This is a genomic window from Pseudomonas sp. F007 (assembly GCF_057814275.1).
Map to the genome: position 1 here is coordinate 491,934 of NZ_JBVATA010000003.1, position 16,507 is coordinate 508,440.

13 protein-coding genes are annotated in these 16,507 nt (G+C 59.3%); 8 read left to right on the forward strand and 5 right to left on the reverse strand.

What is annotated here, in order from left to right:
• The first annotated feature begins 256 nt into the window (after nt 1–256).
• On the forward strand, nt 257–2,326 hold the full coding sequence (locus tag ACZYR5_RS09665) for an AsmA family protein (protein ID WP_489089411.1): 2,070 nt from the start codon (nt 257–259) through the stop codon (nt 2,324–2,326).
• 63 nt (nt 2,327–2,389) lie between these two features.
• Here ACZYR5_RS09665 and ACZYR5_RS09670 read toward each other — a convergent pair whose 3' ends face one another.
• The 3 genes from ACZYR5_RS09670 to ACZYR5_RS09680 form a co-directional block, all read right to left on the reverse strand.
• Entirely contained in the window at nt 2,390–3,109 is a 720-nt protein-coding gene (locus tag ACZYR5_RS09670) for a hypothetical protein (protein WP_489089412.1), read from the reverse strand.
• A 76-nt stretch (nt 3,110–3,185) separates the two neighbouring features.
• Nucleotides 3,186–3,962 (reverse strand): hypothetical protein, encoded by a 777-nt coding sequence (locus tag ACZYR5_RS09675; RefSeq protein WP_489089413.1) that lies wholly within the window; start codon nt 3,960–3,962, stop codon nt 3,186–3,188.
• Nucleotides 3,963–4,113: 151 nt separating this feature from the next.
• Nucleotides 4,114–4,644, reverse strand: a complete 531-nt coding sequence (locus tag ACZYR5_RS09680) for a ferritin-like domain-containing protein (RefSeq protein WP_489089414.1) — start codon at nt 4,642–4,644, stop codon at nt 4,114–4,116.
• A 171-nt stretch (nt 4,645–4,815) separates the two neighbouring features.
• Here ACZYR5_RS09680 and ACZYR5_RS09685 point away from each other — a divergent pair, with 171 nt between their 5' ends.
• On the forward strand, nt 4,816–5,715 hold the full coding sequence (locus ACZYR5_RS09685) for an esterase/lipase family protein (RefSeq protein WP_489089415.1): 900 nt from the start codon (nt 4,816–4,818) through the stop codon (nt 5,713–5,715).
• Here the strand turns inward: ACZYR5_RS09685 and ACZYR5_RS09690 are convergent.
• Nucleotides 5,712–6,587, reverse strand: a complete 876-nt coding sequence (locus tag ACZYR5_RS09690; protein WP_489089416.1) for a DMT family transporter — start codon at nt 6,585–6,587, stop codon at nt 5,712–5,714. The two genes, ACZYR5_RS09685 and ACZYR5_RS09690, sit on opposite strands and share 4 nt — an antisense overlap.
• Before the next feature lie 95 nt (nt 6,588–6,682).
• Between ACZYR5_RS09690 and ACZYR5_RS09695 the strand changes: the two genes are divergently transcribed.
• The 4 genes from ACZYR5_RS09695 to ACZYR5_RS09710 all read left to right on the forward strand — a co-directional run bounded on the left by ACZYR5_RS09695 (nt 6,683) and on the right by ACZYR5_RS09710 (nt 13,577).
• Entirely contained in the window at nt 6,683–7,465 is a 783-nt protein-coding gene (locus ACZYR5_RS09695) for an AraC family transcriptional regulator (protein WP_489089417.1), read from the forward strand.
• A gap of 179 nt (nt 7,466–7,644) precedes the next feature.
• Complete coding sequence (locus ACZYR5_RS09700) at nt 7,645–12,024, forward strand: dermonecrotic toxin domain-containing protein (protein WP_489089418.1); 4,380 nt, start codon at nt 7,645–7,647, stop codon at nt 12,022–12,024.
• A gap of 126 nt (nt 12,025–12,150) precedes the next feature.
• Entirely contained in the window at nt 12,151–12,456 is a 306-nt protein-coding gene (locus ACZYR5_RS09705) for a PsiF family protein (RefSeq protein ID WP_489089419.1), read from the forward strand.
• 107 nt (nt 12,457–12,563) lie between these two features.
• Nucleotides 12,564–13,577: an AI-2E family transporter gene (locus tag ACZYR5_RS09710; protein WP_489089420.1), complete on the forward strand. Its 1,014-nt coding sequence runs from the start codon at nt 12,564–12,566 to the stop codon at nt 13,575–13,577.
• Nucleotides 13,578–13,586: 9 nt separating this feature from the next.
• On the opposite strand, the gene ACZYR5_RS09715 is transcribed toward ACZYR5_RS09710, so the two are convergent.
• On the reverse strand, nt 13,587–14,861 hold the full coding sequence (locus ACZYR5_RS09715; RefSeq protein ID WP_489089421.1) for an Hsp70 family protein: 1,275 nt from the start codon (nt 14,859–14,861) through the stop codon (nt 13,587–13,589).
• Between the two features lie 292 nt (nt 14,862–15,153).
• On the opposite strand from ACZYR5_RS09715, the gene cbpA reads away from it, so the two are divergent.
• Together cbpA and ACZYR5_RS09725 are read left to right on the forward strand one after the other, a co-directional pair.
• The gene (gene cbpA / locus ACZYR5_RS09720; RefSeq protein ID WP_489089422.1) at nt 15,154–16,095 is read left to right on the forward strand and encodes a curved DNA-binding protein; all 942 of its coding nucleotides are present in this window, start codon (nt 15,154–15,156) and stop codon (nt 16,093–16,095) included.
• A 39-nt stretch (nt 16,096–16,134) separates the two neighbouring features.
• Nucleotides 16,135–16,440, forward strand: a complete 306-nt coding sequence (locus tag ACZYR5_RS09725) for a chaperone modulator CbpM (protein ID WP_489089423.1) — start codon at nt 16,135–16,137, stop codon at nt 16,438–16,440.
• The last annotated feature ends 67 nt before the right edge of the window (nt 16,441–16,507 follow it).

The window sequence follows — 16,507 nt, forward strand, 5'->3', positions numbered from 1 at the left end:
GGGCGTTTCCGGCGAGCGTTTCAGCACCGATGTGGGTATTTTCGACTCATGCGTGGGTCGTAAAAGTGCAGGGTGGGTAACGGATTCTTGTCGGGTTGATCAGGAAAAAGACGGTTATTTGCCCTTGAATCGGCTTTTTCATTAAACCTGCGGGCCATTTGCCAGTCGTAGTTTGCAGAGACGGTCGATTTTCGGCCCGGGATTTTCGACGTGCGTCGCGGTCAGGACGCCAAGCAGTGATCAGGAGCTTTGTGCAATGACGCGCCCCGGTAAAATTTTCGCCTGGATCCTCGCCAGCCTGGTGCTGTTGTTGGCTGTATTGCTGGTGTTCATCGCATTCTTTGACTGGAACCGAATCAAGCCCCCGCTCAATGCCAAGGTCTCCGAGGAGTTGCATCGGTCCTTCGCGATCAATGGCAACCTGGCGGTGATCTGGAAGCGTGAAGCCGATGAAGGCGGCTGGCGCGCTTGGGTGCCTTGGCCTCACGTGGTGGCCGAAGATCTCAGCCTCGGTAATCCGGACTGGTTGAAGCAACCACAGATGGCCACCCTCAAGCGCGTCGAGTTACGTATTTCGCCGCTGGCCCTGCTGGCGCAACGCGTGGTGATTCCGCGTATCGACCTGACGGAGCCCAATGCCCAGTTGCAGCGCCTGGCTGACGGGCGTGCCAACTGGACGTTCACCTTCGACCCCAAGGATCCGGATGCCGAACCGTCGAGCTGGGTGGTCGATATCGGCTCGATCGGCTTCGACAAAGGCCATGTGACCCTCGACGATCAAAGCCTGAAAACCCGCCTCGACCTGCTGATCGATCCGCTCGGCAAACCGATTCCGTTCAGCGATATCGTCGGAGACAAGGCGGCGAAGAAAGCCCGTGAGCAGGGCACGGCACCGCAGGATTACGCGTTCGCGCTGAAGGTCAAAGGCCAGTACCACGGGCAGGCGCTCACCGGCCAGGGCAAGGTCGGCGGCTTGTTGGCGTTGCAGGACGCGGCCCAGCCTTTCCCACTGCAGGCTCAAGTGCAGATTGCCGATACCCGAGTCGAGCTGGCCGGCACCCTGACCGATCCGTTGAACCTGGGAGCGCTGGACCTGCGCCTGAAACTCGCGGGCACCAGCCTGGGCAACCTCTATCCATTGACCGGCGTGACCCTGCCGGATTCGCCGCCTTACGCCACGGACGGCCACTTGAGTGCCAATCTGCGGGGATCGGAGGGGGCGAAATTCCGCTATGAGGACTTCAACGGCACCATCGGCAGCAGCGATATCCACGGCAACCTGACCTACGTCGCCAGCCAGCCACGGCCGAAACTCAGTGGTGCGCTGGTCTCCAATCAACTGCTGTTCGCCGACCTGGCGCCCTTGATCGGTGCCGATTCCAACGCCAGGCAAAAGGCGCGCGGCGGCGATAGCAAGCAACCAGCGGACAAGCTGCTGCCGGTGGAAGAGTTCCGCACCGAGCGTTGGCGGGACATGGACGCGGACGTCGAATTCACCGGCAAGCGCATCGTCCACAGCGAAAAGCTGCCATTCAACGACTTGTATGCCCACGTGATTCTCAATGACGGCCAGCTTAATCTCGAACCGCTGCGCTTTGGCGTGGCGGGCGGCAAGCTGGACGCGTTGATCCGCCTCAACGGCCACACCACACCGCTGCAGGGCCGGGCCAAACTCAGCGCCCGCGGTTTCAAGCTCAAGCAACTGTTCCCGACTTTCGAACCGATGAAGACCAGCTTCGGTGAACTCAACGGTGATGCCGATATCAGCGGGCGCGGCAATTCGGTGGCCGCGTTGTTGGGCAGTGCCAATGGGGATCTGAAGATGCTGATCAACGACGGCGCGATCAGCCGTGAACTGATGGAACTGGCGGGGCTGAACGTGGGCAACTATGTGGTCGGCAAGATCTTTGGCGACAAGGAAGTGAAGATCAACTGCGCCGCCGCCGACTTCGGCATCAAGGAAGGCCTGGCCACCTCGCGCCTGTTTGTGTTCGACACCGAGAACGCAGTCATCTACATCGATGGCACGGCAAATATGGCCACCGAACAGCTCGACCTGACCGTCACCCCCGAGTCCAAGGGCTGGCGCCTGATTTCGCTGCGCTCGCCTCTTTACGTGCGCGGCAAATTCATCAAGCCGGATGCCGGGGTCAAATCGGTGCCCTTGATGTTGCGCGGCGCCGGAATGGTCGCCTTGGGCGTTATCGCAGGCCCGGCAGCCGGGCTGCTGGCGCTGGTAGCGCCGAGTGGCGGCGAAGCCAATCAGTGTGCGCCGTTATTGCAGCAGATGAAGATGGGCAAGGCGCCGAAGACGGTGAAGAATTGATGTTGATTGGCGGGTATCTACCGCACTGGGCAGGGCAGCTGTCGAAGTGCGGTAGGGAGGCGCTCAATTCTCGGTAAGGGCTATTTCCACCGCTGGGGGGAGCGTCTGGATGGGAATGATTTTGCCGAGATCCTCCTCGATATACTCATCAATCCCCTGTTGCATCATTTTATAAAACGCCTCGTCCAAGGTGCTGCTTAATAACCATGCGTTGATTTCGCCATCATCGATGGTTTGCAATACCGGTTCATTGAGAAGCTTGATATCAAGCGCGTGCGTTGTTTTGAACGCGACACGCAGGGTGAAAATGGTTTTATCTTCGCGAATCAGCGTAAGTATCACGGCGCAATGCTTTGCCTGTTCAGTGTCATTGGTGGTTTCCTGGGAGACGCAAACCGCATCAGAGTCGAACCGTTCGGTCAGGGCCTTTATCACATCGGCGTCATGGGGGCGCTCCCGAAGCAGCGTACATACTACGGATAATGCCTCCTGCTCATCTTCAGACAGGGTCGGGCTACTGGCCTCGAAGACTATATCGAGCAGACTTTTTTCGCTCAGGGACAGGGTACGAGTGTGATCGCTGTTGGTGATCCAGTTAAAGTTTGAAAGGTTTTCTTTATAGAATGACCACGTTTCGGATGGGGCGGTGCTGACTGCCTCGGTTGCCAGATGGGCTGCAAGGCTGGAATGTAAAATGTCATCTTTAAATGAGGCATCTTGCTTTCCGTGAAAAATAAGGATGGAGCCGTTTACCAGGTACGGGTCTAGAATGATTTTTTTCATGGTGTGCGATCTTCAGGCTGTTCAATAATTTCAGGTGGTGAAGCCGACGAGGGTTCGTCGACTTCAGCGGGAAAAGTTATTGCTTTTTCAGGCGCGGAAGATTTTTTATCTTGCTTTTCGCATCTTCCAGAAACTCTTCACGCAAGACGCTGCGCAAGTCATTGAAGGTGCTATTGTCCAGATAAGTATGCACGGCACCGGATTGGATGAGCGTGGACTTTTTAGTGGTTTTCCAGAACAGAATATTCGTCGTACTTTCCCTGGCGTCCAGGTAAATGCTGTTCAGCACCATATTCGCCTGACCTTTGTTGTCGACCCAGGCAGGCGTTATGTCAAACTTGGATTGTTTTCCGATTTTTTGGTTTGAACTGAAAAGTTCGACGAGCTTTGAATCGCCTTGAACTTGGCTGATCACTCGTTTGGCAAGATTCGCCAATAGCGTGGCTTTGTCGCCAATAAGGTCCTTGATTACCGATAAAGCCACCTCGTCCATTGACAGGTTCACGCCTTTGATCTCGACGTCCTGAATGACCTTGGCCTGCATGATCCAGCCAAAACCTTTCAAGCCATCAATGTAGTAGTCAAACCACGCTGCCTGTTGGTCGTCTCTGGGGAATTCAATGTCTGCAGCATTTTGCATGACCAGCTTGCAGAGGTTGACGTCGGAAACAATGCTATCCGACACTCCGGGCATGTAAATATTAATGTTGTCCGCGCTGACGCTGGCCGCAGCTTCATTGGTGTCACCTGGCGGTGTTGGCGTTTCATCCGACATGTCTGCAAATTTGCGAATGGCTGAAGTTTGCAGTGCGGGCAGGGAGCGAATGAATTCCAGACGTTGATCTATGTGCATGTTTATATCCTTCCTTGGGTTTATAAAGCTATAGGGTTGCTACTCCATAATAATTAAGGAAGAGTTCAGGTCTATTGTTTAGTTGTTACTTGGAGTTTGTGCGAAAAAAAGACTTGCTGTAGAGGCTGCAGCAAGTCGATCTTTCTGCTCTTTACAATCCCTTCAGCAAATCCGCCATATCATCCGCATGCTCTTCTTCCTGAGCCAGGATGTCTTCGAAAATCCGCCGCGTCGTCGGATCCTTTTCGCCAATGTATTGAATGATCTCGCGGTAACTGTCGATGGCGATGCGCTCGGCCACCAGGTCTTCGTAGACCATTTCCTTGAGGGTGTTGCCGGCCACGTATTGGGCGTGGGAGTTTTTCGACAGCAGGTCGGGATTGAACTCCGGCTCGCCCCCCAACTGCACAATGCGTTCAGCGAGTTTGTCGGCGTGTTCGGCTTCCTGGGTCGCATGCTCGAGGAATTCTTCGGCGGCGACCGCGGCCTTCAGTCCCTCGGCCATGAAGTAGTGGCGTTTGTAGCGCAGCACGCAGACCAACTCGGTGGCCAGCGACTCGTTGAGCAGACGCAGCACCTCTTCGCGGTTGGCACTGTAGCCTTCGGTCACGGCACCGTTCTCGACGTGGGTGCGCGCACGCTGGCGCAGGGTGTTTACATCGGATAACTGGATGTCACTCATTTCGGTTTCCTCGGGCTGATCCGGTAGGCATACGCTCTATTGGCGTGTTCTTTAAGTGTGAGTGACGGGCCGTAGGAAAAGTTTTATCGGATTTTTCGTTGTCATAGACTGATCGTGAAGCTGTCATCAGCCCTGACGATGCTGGAACGCCCACCACAAGGAAGTCTGCCCATGCCGCAGGACACCGCCACGCGTTACCCCCTGGTGCTGGTCCCGGGCATGCTCGGGTTTGTCCGGCTGCTGCTGTATCCGTACTGGCACGGCATCATCCCGGCGTTGCGCCGTGGCGGGGCGCAGGTGATTGCGGTGCAGGTGTCGCCGGTCAACTCCAATGAAGTGCGCGGCGAAGAGCTGTTGCTGCAGATCCAGGCGATCCTGCAGGAATCCGGCGCCGACAAGGTCAACCTGATTGGCCACAGCCAGGGCTCGTTGACCGCCCGGTACGCCGCTGCCAAGCGACCAGACCTGGTGGCATCGGTGGCATCGGTGACCTCGGTCGCCGGCCCCAACCATGGCTCGGAACTGGCGGACTACCTGCACCGGCACTACCCGCCCCAGAGCGCCAAGGGCCGTCTGCTCAGTGGCGTGTTGAGCGTGGTTGCCTGGTTGATGGGGCTTCTGGAAACCGGGCATCACGTGCGCAAGTGGCCAGTGGATGTCCACGCGTCCCACAACTCGTTGACCAGCGCCGGCGTGGCGCTGTTCAACCAGTGTTATCCACAGGGGCTGCCCGAGACCTGGGGCGGGCAGGGCGCGGAAGAGGTCAACGGCGTGCGCTATTACTCCTGGTCGGGCACCCTGCAACCGGGCAAGACCGACCGCGGCGGCAACCTGTTCGACCCCAGCAACCGCAGCTGCCGGCTGTTTGCCCGGACATTCGTGCGCGAAGCCGGGCAGTGCGATGGCATGGTCGGGCGCTACAGTTCACACCTGGGCACGGTCATCGGCGATGACTTCCCGCTGGATCACTTCGATATCGTCAACCAGTCGCTGGGGCTGGTGGGCAAGGGCGCCGATCCGCTGCGCCTGTTTGTCGAGCATGCGCAACGCCTGAAGGCGGCGGGCCTCTAGCGGCGAGCGAGAACCCGGGTCCAGCGTTCCGAGACAATCACACCGCCCAGGGTCAGGGCGCCTCCCACCAGGTGGAACAGCGCCAGTTGCTCATGCAGCACCACGGCGGCAATCAGCGCGGTGATCAACGGCAGCAGGTTGAAGAACTGCGTGGTGCGACTCGGCCCCAGGCGCACCACGGCCTGCATCCACGCCAGCGGCGCGACCATCGAGGCCAGCAGGCAGGCATACAGCACCAGCGGAATGTTGTGCAGCGTTGGCCCGACCTTGTCCGATGCAACGAACAGCGGCAACAGCACCACCACCGCCACCAGCACCTGCAGGTACAGCAACACCAGCGGCGGCAGGCGCAGTTGCCATTTTTTCAGCAGGGTGCTGTAGATCGCATAGGCCAGCGTCGCGATCAGCATCATCGCATCACCGAGGTTGACCCCATGTTCCAGCAGCGTGCCGAGGCTGCCGGCTGACACCACCACCAGCACGCCGGCAAACGACAGCAGCGCGCCGACCAGGGCGCCGGCGGTCAAGCGTTGGCCGAGGCTGATGATGGCCATGGCCAGCGACATCAACGGCATCAGCGACAGGATGATGCCCATGTTGGTGGCCGTGGTCAGGCTCGCGGCGAAGTACGCCAGGCTTTGATACACCGCCATGCCGAGTACGCCGAGGATGAAAATCCTCCTCAGGTTGGGGCGTATCAGCGGCCAGTGGTTGATCACCGGTTTGAGCATGAATGGGGTGAACAGCAGGCCGGCGAGCAGCCAGCGATAGAAGCCGATCTCGGCGGGGTAGATGGCCCCGGCCGACATTTTGGTGATGACGGTGTTGCCCGCCCAGATGAAGATGGCCAGCAGCGGATAAGCGAATTGCATGGGGAAAACCAGAGCATTGATGAAGGGTGATTATCCGTTGTCTGGATCAATGCTTATACTTCGATCCAGACAAATTGCCTTTGCATACGGACAACATGCCCCGCCAGCCCATCGATGTCCTGGATTTCAGCGAGTTACCAGCCCCGGTGTACTTTCGCTACGCCGATTTTGCTGCCCATCGCTTTGCCTCGACCCATCGCCATCCCTGGGGCACCCTCGAGTACTCGGCCCATGGCGTGTTGCACATGGAGGTTGCCGGCAGCCGTTTCATGTCGCCGCCGCAATACGCGGTGTGGGTGCCGCCGCACACCGAACACAGCTTCTACAGCCATCAGCCGGTGAGCTATCGAGCCGTGTGCCTGGCGCCGTCGGTGTGCCAGGACTTGCCACGGCAGGGCTGTACCCTGGCCATCAGCGAGATCATCAAGGCGATCCTCAAGGACTTTGCCGTCCGCGACGTGAAGATTCCCGACCACGCAGCCGACGCGCGCCTGGCCCAGGTGCTGGTGGACCAACTGCAGCAGGCGCCGGTGCATGAGGGCTACTTGCCCTACGCCAGCAGCGCGGGCCTGCTGGGCATACTCGATGCCCTGCAAGCCACGCCGGGCGACAACCGAACGCTGGCACAGTGGGCCGAAGGCATTCATGTCAGCGAGCGGACCCTGGCCCGCCAGTTCGTCTGCGAGCTGGGCATGAGCTTTGGCCAGTGGCGCCAGCGCATGCGTTTCATTGCCTCGATTGAAGCACTGGACAGTCCGCGCAGTGTCCAGGAAATTGCCTTTGACATGGGCTACAGCACGGCGTCGGCCTTTATTGCGATGTTCCAGCGACAGGCGGGATGTACCCCGGAACACTATCGTCGTTATAAGGCTATTTAAAGCTGTTGATTAAAGCCACTGCAGAAAGTTGATATTTCTTACAGGCTTGCAGGAATCGAAGTTCATGTGTTGTGGGTGGCGCGCTGTAAGGTCTTCTGTGCGGTTTTTTCACGGTCGGAAACAAACTGTCGACCCTGTGAAGGAACTTACTCAGTTCACTTATTGTGCAGGTATCCGCAATGACGTTATCCCCAGAAAGTTCTGACGCGCCCGTCAGTGTTCATCATGAATTTATCAAGAAAGCCATTCCCGACTGGCTCGGCCAGGCCACACCACAGCGTTTGAGTACCCTGCGTAGCGGTCGTGGGGCCTTGCCGGATTGGGCCAGTACAGAGCCTGAGGCCAATCAGCAGGCACTCAGGAGTGCCCTGGCGGCCAGTTGGCTGGCACAAAACAAAGTCGATAAGATGTTTGCCGAGTTGAAAGACGCTCATGCGTTTTCTGCACCCCTTCTGCGTGAACGGGTATTACAGGATTATGGGGTCGATGTGGATGTCAGCGAAACGTTCCTGATGTTGTACACCTCCTCCGATTCTCTATTTGGGGCGGTAAAAGGGGCGACAAGCCGAATCACTTCCATGTTGGATGCGGCGATCAGGAACTTCGCAAGTTCCGAGACCTTTCTTGAGCACTCCGAGTTCATCAGTCGGCCGAACGCAGAGGGGCATTTTGATATAAAGCCGATTCGACAAAAGATGTCGATTGAACAGTTCAAACAACTCTGTCGGAGTCTGGACCTGGGCGCGCGTTACCAGGCTTATCTTGATGACTACCTGAATCTATCCGACGCCTTTTCCCATAACCTGGTGCGGATGCGTATCGCCGACAGTCACAAATGCGCTCTCAAGGCCGCCCTCGAGCTGGCGCGGTTGAACAGGCACATGGGGGCCGAGACCAGTCGGGTGGTCGATGGCTTGATCGAGGGGCGCGAGGAGGTGATGCTCGATGGCGCCCCGGTGCGCTTCTACCACCTGGAGATGATGGACACGCGCCTGATCGGCATCCTGCTGATTGCCCCCGACCTTGGCGTGCCGACAACCATCACTCGGCGAGTCATCGGCTATGTGCCCCATGACCCCGATCACCCACTCAAGGAATACCCTTCTTCTGTGGCATTTCTTGACGAATTGACCCGCCAACTGCGCAGCAACGCGGTGTCCGCAGGAGATGGGCAGACGTACCACCAGTTTTTCAGTCGTTTTATTGCGCACAGCAAACGTGGGTTTTTCTTTGCTGATCTGCACCAGCGCCTGAACCACGTGATCTGGCATCCACGCGAGCCCGGATCGACCTTGCCCACCTGGCGGGAAACCCCGATCGACCAGCCCGACCTGCGCTATGCAGTCGTGGCCTTTGACGATGACAACCAACATCGTTTTCGTGGCAACGTCTGGGACTACCTCTTCGAACAACAGATCAACAAAGTCTTCAACGATGCCCGGGAACTGGTGATTTCTACCGGTGATGCGGACCGTGCGGCTTTTTGGCATTGGATCGAAAACCTGGAAAGCATGCTGTCTGAGGTCTTCAATGTCGCGCTGCTGGTGATCACACCCTTTGTGCCTTTCCTGGGGGAGTTGATGCTGGCCTATACGGTGTACCAACTGACCTACGAGGTCATCGAAGGGGTTTTCGATCTTGCCGAGGGGCTCTACCTGCAGGCCAGCGAACACTTGATCGGGGTCGCAGAAAGTGTCGCGCAAATTGCCGCATTCGGTGCCGCCGCTGCGGTTGGCAAGCTGGCATTGTCACCGCTGATCGAAGGCGCGGCACCGGTCACCCTGGCCAATGGCAAACAACGTTTGTGGAGCCAGGACCTGGAACCCTATCGACAGCGTGAACTGAGCCTGCCTGCCGACTCGCAGGCCGATCCGCAGGGGCTGCATCAATACCAGGGCAAATCGCTACTGCGCCTGGACAGCGGTCATTTCGAGCTGAAGAAGGACCCGCTGAGCAATGAACATCGGCTGCAGCACCCCTCCCGGACGGACGCCTATCAACCTCGGGTGCGCAGCAATGGTGCGGGGGCGTTTGTCATCGAGGGCGAGCGCCCCGAGGGCTGGGATGAGCAAACCCTGATGACGCGCCTTGGGCCGCAGGGCCAGGGGCTGGAAGATGCCGGGCCAGCGGTTCGCACCATCAGCGGCACGCCGGTCGAGGCCCTGCGCCGCATGTACGGCAACAATGAGCCGCCCTTGCCGCTGCTCAGCGATACCTTGGCGCGCTTGCGCATCGACCGCTCGGTCGCGCGGTTCTGTGAGCAGATTGCCAGCGCGCAATCGGCCGATTACCTGCAAGCCGATATCTCCATGCAACTGCAGTTGATGGATGGCTTGTGGCCCAGCGAACGGCGAGTGCAAGTGATTGCCCGGGATGGCCGGACCAGCCTCGGCGAAATTGGCTCCAGCAGCGCCCCGCGTGAACGGGTCTATGAGGACCGCCTGCGTCAGGGCGACGTGCTGCAAACCCTGTTGTCGCACCTGAGTGAACAGCAGATCGAGCAGCTGATGGTGCGCGAACTGGGCGCTTCGCTGGCAACGCCCGAGGTCAATGCCCAGACCCTGAGGAGCGAATTGGCGCAGCGTGCTTTGCGTGCACGTGGGCAACTGTTCGAGCGCCGCTATGGCGACTTCGAGTCGCAATGGGATGCGCCCGTGCAGTTCGTGCGCCGGCAGGTCCCGGGTCTGCCCGGGGCGCTGGCGCAGGAGCTGCTCGCGGTGGCCAGTCCCGAAGAACTCCAGGCCGTGGCCAGCGGCACGTTGCCGACGCGACTTGAAGGGCTGGCCTCCTTTGCGCTGGAAGAAGTGCGTGTGGCGCGTGCCTATGAAGGGGTTTACCTGAGCTGCGTAGAAAGCTTCGACACCGACAAGCTGGTGCTGCACTCGCTGGAAAACCTGCCTGGCTGGCCGACGGATCTGCAGCTTGAGGTCAGGCGGTACGGTGATGATGGACAGCTGCTGGACCGAATGGGTCCGCAGCAGGCTCGGCTCAAGCGCACGATCATCCTTACCGCGGAGGGTGACTTCGAGGTCCGGTATGAACAAGGCACCGTGTTGGCCGAAGAAGACGATTTTCATGCGGCGATCATGCAGGCACTGCCGGATGATGCCCTCATTGGACTGGGCATTGGTCGCGGTGAAGTTTCAGCGTTCAAGCGGGCTGTGCGCGAACATTTGCTGGCACGTGAGGCGTTACCGCAAGTGCTGGCCGGCCATCCGGCGTCTGCTCCGCCTCCCTACGATCCACGCCTGCTTCGCCTGCGCGGCGGTGCGCCAGCGGATGTCGAGCAGCCGGTCATGCCAGGCAACAGTGTCGAGGAATCCTTTCAGCGCATTGACGGACGCGCTTACTTGGGAGAAGACGTCGTGGTCGGCGTCAGAGAGCGCTTCCGTGCCGGGCTGGAATTGATCCACGAACGCTTCGGTCTTTATGCGCTGAATGATCTGGAGTGGTGTTTCTACGATGTGGAGTCGGAAAAGGTGCCAAGTATCGAGCTCAGAAGGTGTGTCGAGTTCCTTGCGGAGTGGAAGCAGTATTTACCCTCGGAGCGATTTCTCGAATTGCTCGACAATTTGGCGCAAAGGCCGCCGGTGCTGCCCTCCACGGAACAGCAGGTGTTGGTCATCACTGCGCGCGACCTGCAGGCGGCCGGACGTGTTGCCGAGTACGATGCTCTGGTGCTTTCGGCAAAGGACGGCGAAGTGCCGACGAACCGTTTCGTCGAACTTCGGCACTATGCCACCCTGCTTAAGGCCGACGCGAGTTCATCTATTGTTGAAGTTGAACCGCAAACCATGGCCAATCTGCACTTGGCACAACGCGCGATCAGCCGTAGCAAGGAGTTGCTGCCTTTATCGGGTAACCAACATCCGAGCATCTGGGAAAAAGGTGGTTCAGCCATTGCCAAGCTGAAACACCTGAGAAAAGTCGATCTGGAAACCGGGCGGCCTACCGCCAATCTCACTATTTCCGAGGCGGCCAAGGCGGCTATCGAGATCAAGGGGGGTAACTGTTCGGAAAATTCCAAGGTGACCTTTTCAATTCTGGCCAGCCAGCCCCGCGACAGTGCCATTCATATCGTCGCGGCAGACAGGCTTGACCATCAATTTGTGCTCATTGGTGATCTGAACAGACCCGAGGAGCTGGTCGTTGCCGATTCCTGGCCGGAGTTCCCTGTCGCCCACCTGGCCAGCGACGGAGCCTTCAACTTCGATCCGGAGCCGATCGCGAGTCTCGCCCCTGGCCCTGCCGTAGCCGAATACCAGTTCGTTGCCGATACCGCCTCGGGCCAAGCACAGGTTCCACCCCGTGGCACGGATGATTCGACCTTGAGGCAGATCGTGATCGCCAAGCTGCACGTCAAGGGGGCCTACAGGCAATGGCTCTCGACCTACAAGTTGGGCGTCACTTATAAGGAGCCGCAGGGGCAACCTGTCTCATTTCAGCGTCACGACTTATCGACGATCGAGCGGCGAATCGATGCCTACCATCGGTACACGGTCGCGATCGAGCCTGACCTGGAGCGCTATCGCCAGCGCAACCCCAACCCCGAGTCATAAGGCGCAAGAACAGGGGCAACGCGCCGGTCGCGTTGCTCCTGGAATGCCGGGGTGAAGGTGTAACAGGCTTTGTCTACACTTCACCCCAGGCTGCGTCGCTCGGCGCAGCAATCAGGAGAGCTTGTCATGAAGATGCTGCGTATTCCGCTGTTGATGGTCGGTCTGTTGCTGTGCTCCCAAGGGTTTGCCGCCACGGCGCAACAGGACAAAATGACCACCTGCAACGCCGACGCCACCACCAAGGCCCTCAAGGGGGATGAGCGCAAGGCCTTCATGAGCAACTGCCTCAAGGCGACGCCGGCGGCCAACGATGCCAAGGCGCTGACCCCGCAACAGCAGAAAATGAAAACCTGCAACGCCACCGCCGCCACCCAGGCGTTGACCGGTGATGCGCGCAAGACCTTCATGAGCGATTGCCTGAAGAAAAAGTAACGCCTCCAGCACCACGGGCATGTCCGGCACAGTCTGCGGCGTGCTCGCTTCAGGGCGCGAACGCTGGCAGACTGCCGATCCTTTAACGCCGTTTGTTTTGAGGCTGTATGCCAACGTTTTCTCAGCGTCACGTGTTGCTGTTGGTCAGTTGGGTGATCATTTTTGGTGGGCTACTGCTGGTCCTGCCCTTGCGGTTGTTGCCCAGCCTGTTGGCCGGCCTGCTGGTGTATGAACTGGTCAACATGCTCACGCCGCAGTTGCAGCGCCTGATCGAAGGTCGACGGGCGCGCTGGCTGGCGGTGGCATTGCTCGGCACCTTGGTGGTCAGTGTGCTGGCGCTGATTTTCGCCGGCGCTTTCAGTTTCCTCCTGCACGAGGCGGAAAACCCCGGAGCCTCGCTGGACAAATTCATGGGCGTGGTCGACAAGGCGCGCGGCCAGTTGCCGCCGTTCGTCGACGCCTATTTGCCGGCCAGCGCCGCCGAGTTTCGCGTGGCCATCGGCGAATGGCTGAGCAAGCACCTGAGCGAGCTGCAACTGGTGGGCAAGGATGCCGCGCACATGTTCGTCACCTTGCTGATCGGCATGGTGCTGGGCGCGATCATCGCCTTGCAGCGGGTGCCGGACGTGACCAAGCGCAAACCGCTGGCCGCGGCCCTGTTCGACCGCTTGCACCTGCTGGTCCAGGCGTTTCGCAACATCGTCTTTGCACAGATCAAGATTTCCCTGCTCAACACCTTCTTCACCGGGATCTTCCTCGCAGTCATCCTGCCGATGTTCGGCATCCACCTGCCACTGACCAAGACCCTGATCGTCCTGACGTTCCTGCTGGGCTTGCTGCCGGTGATCGGCAACCTGATGTCCAACACCCTGATCACCATCGTCGGCCTGTCGTTGTCGATCTGGGTGGCGATGGCAGCGCTGGGCTACCTGATCTTTATCCACAAGCTGGAATATTTCCTCAACGCGCGGATCGTGGGTGGGCAGATCAGTGCCAAGTCGTGGGAGTTGCTGCTGGCGATGCTGGTCTTCGAAGCAGCGTTCGGCCTGCCGGGGGTGGTGGCAGGGCCGATTTATTACGCGTACTTGAAGAGCGAGTTGAAGCAGGTGGGGATGGTTTGATCCGCTGGATCAGCCCATGGAACCGTAACGCTTGGCCGCCTCGATCGCCAACCCACTACCGATGCTGCCAAAGATGTTGCCCTCGACATGCCGAGCGTTGGGCAGCATCGCCGAGACGCTGTTGCGCAGCGCCGGGATCCCGCTTGAACCGCCGGTGAAGAACACCGTATCGACCTGGTCAACGCGCACATTGGCGTCGCTCAACAGCTGGCTGACGCTGCCGCGCACCCGTTCCAGCAAACCGTCGATGGCCGACTCGAACAGCCCTCGGCTGAGGTCCACGCTCAAGCCGGCCTCGATGCGATCCAGCGCCACGTGGCGGTTGTCGGCGTGGGTCAGCTGGATCTTGGTTTCTTCGACTTCCATCGCCAGCCAGTGCCCGGCGCGCTGTTCGATCAGCTTGAACAGGCGGTCGATGCCGCCGGTGTCCTCGATGTCGTAGCGCATGCTGCCCAGGGCCAGTTGGGACTTTTGCGAATACACCGAGTTGATGGTGTGCCAGGTCGCCAGGTTCATGTGCTGGCTGGTGGGCATGTAGGCGCCGCTCTTCATCCGGCTGCCATAGCCGAACAACGGCATCACGCCCTGCAGGCTCAATTGCTTGTCGAAGTCGGTGCCGCCGACGTGCACGCCGCCGGTGGCGAGGATGTCGTCCTGGCGGTTATCCATCGTCCGTCGCTCTGGCGACAGGCGCACCAGGGAGAAGTCGGACGTACCACCGCCGATGTCGACGATCAGCACCAGCTCTTCTTTCTCGATGGTCGACTCGTAGTCGAAGGCCGCGGCAATCGGTTCGAACTGGAACGAGACGTCCTTGAAGCCGATCTTGCGCGCGACTTCCACCAGGGTGTCTTCGGCTTCCTTGTCGGCCAGCGGGTCATCATCGACAAAGAACACCGGTCGGCCCAGTACCACTTGCTCGAATTCCCGACCGGCGGCGGCTTCGGCACGGCTCTTGAGCTGGCCGATAAACAGCCCGAGCAGGTCCTTGAACGGCATTGCCGTACCGAGGACGCTGGTGTCGTGCTTGATCAGCTTGGAGCCGAGCAGGCTTTTCAGCGAGCGCATCAGGCGCCCTTCGTAGCCTTCCAGGTACTCGTGCAGCGCCAGCCGGCCGTACACCGGACGGCGTTCTTCGATATTGAAGAAGACCACCGACGGCAGGGTGATCTTGTCGTCCTCCAGCGCGATCAGCGTTTCCACGCCGGGGCGCAGCCAGCCGACGGTGGAGTTGGACGTGCCAAAGTCGATACCCACGGCACGGGCTGGAGATGCGTTGTTCATGTCTTTCAGGTTCCGGTTAAAAAACGGCCGCGCAGTGTATGTCAGTGCGCCGCAGAATCGAAGGCCGACTATCCGCTAAATCTGCGCTTTACGTGCCTTGAAAGACTATCCTTGTTCCCCAAACTTACAGGCATGGCTTGGCAGCCACCGTGCGATCAACCGATTCGGGCGGCTGCCGATAAACTTCTGACGCGCTGTCCGGTCACAACCTTGAGATCGGTCAAGCCTGCTGCAATCCACGAGCGCATGCTGGCAGGCAGCGCGATATCGATAACGGATGGTGATTCCCGCGATGGACTTCAAAGACTATTACAAGATTCTCGGTGTGGAACCGACCGCTGACGACAAGACGATAAAGGCCGCCTATCGCAAACTGGCGCGTAAATATCACCCTGACGTCAGCAAGGAAAAAGATGCCGAGGCCAAATTCAAGGATGCCTCGGAAGCCTATGAAGCGCTGAAAAGCGCCGACAAGCGCGCCGAATACGACGACCTGCGGCGTTACGGCCAGCACGGCCAACCCTTCCAGGGACCACCGGGCTGGCAGAGCCGTGGCGGCTTCGGCGGCGGCCAGGACACGGGCGACTTTTCGGACTTCTTCAGTTCGATCTTCGGCAACCGCGGCCCGGGCTTCGGTGGCGGACAATCCGGGCGTAGCGCCGGGCGGCGAGGGCAGGACGTGGAAATGGAACTGGCGGTGTTTCTCGAAGAGACCCTGTCCAACGAGTCAAAGAAGATCAGCTTCCAGGTGCCGCAGTACAACGCCGCCGGTCAACACGTCAGCAATACCAGCAAAAGCCTGAACGTGAAGATCCCGGCCGGGGTCAGCGATGGCGAGCGCATCCGCCTGAAAGGCCAGGGCGCACCGGGCATCGGTGGCGGCGCCAATGGCGACCTGTACCTGACCATTCGCTTTGCGCCGCATCCGAAATTCGATGTCGAAGGCGAGAACCTGATCATCACGCTGCCGTTGGCTCCGTGGGAGCTGGCGCTGGGCACCGAAGTGGCCGTACCGACCCTGACCGGCAAGATCAACCTCAAGGTTCCGGCCGGCAGCCAGAACGGCCAGCGCATGCGCGCCAAGGGCCATGGCCTGTTGAACAAGGCGGGTGAGCGCGGCTATCTGTTCGTGCAGCTCAAGGTCGTGATGCCGAAAACCGCCGATGACGAGGTCAAGGCCTTGTGGCAGGAACTGGCGAAAAAAGCCGCGTTCAACCCACGCGAGCATTTTTGATCGAGAACATTTGGTTCCAGAACACTGGAGACACTGACTATGAGCAGCCCCCTGATCGTTCAACTGGACATGGCGCAATTCTGTGAGGCGACCGATCTACCGGCCGTCTACGTGATCGAGATCGTCGAGCACGGCATCCTCGAACCCCAGGGGGCGCAGCCCCAGGATTGGCGCTTCAACGACTATGAACTGGCGTTGGCCAAACGCGCCGCCAAGCTGCGGCGCGACCTGGAACTTGAATGGGAAGGCGTCGCCCTGGCGCTCGACCTGCTCGAAGAAGTGCAGCAACTGCGTGCCGAAAACCAGATGCTCAAACAGCGCCTGGGGCGGTTGCTGGTGGAGTAGCGGTTGCCACATGTTGGGTTTTTGCTGGCCTTAGATATGCATTTTCGACTTCATGATTTTCGAATCA